Source organism: Streptomyces durbertensis (genome assembly GCF_014156695.1).
GTDB classification, from domain to species: domain Bacteria; phylum Actinomycetota; class Actinomycetes; order Streptomycetales; family Streptomycetaceae; genus Streptomyces; species Streptomyces durbertensis.
This window is the reverse complement of record NZ_WMLF01000967.1, coordinates 1-391: the sequence shown is the minus strand read 5'-3', so window position 1 is coordinate 391 and position 391 is coordinate 1. Positions and strand designations below refer to the sequence as shown.

At 68.3% G+C, this 391-nt stretch carries 1 protein-coding gene; it reads right to left on the bottom strand.

Annotated features, from left to right (window positions below; translation table 11 throughout):
- The coding region (locus GL263_RS27905) for a hypothetical protein (RefSeq protein WP_182858481.1) at window positions 1-391 on the bottom strand (391 nt) is incomplete at both ends.

The following is a 391-nucleotide window of genomic DNA, read 5'->3' as shown; positions in this document are numbered from 1 at the left end:
GTAGACGTTCCCGGAGCCGGAACGCCACTTGTTGCCGCCGATGTAGCTGAAGTTGGCGCTGACGTAGTTCTGGATGCACGTGGAGAGCGAGTAGTCGAGCTTGTAGCCGTTCCAGTGGCTGTAGGTGCCGCTGGCGTGACCGGTCTCGGTGCCGCCGGTGACGTTGAGCGCGCAGCCGCTGGCCCGCTTCAGGGTGATCGCGCCCTTCACCGTGTCCTCGCGGATCTGCTCGAAGGACGTGCAGGTGGGCTTGTTGCGGTCCGAGCAGTTGCCGCTGGAGGACCAGGTGATGCCGGCGTTGCGGAACATCGTCGCCGCCTGGGAGTGGGTGAGCTTGGCGGCGGCGCCGACGTCCCCGGTGGTGGCGGACGCGGCGGACGGGGCGGCGGAC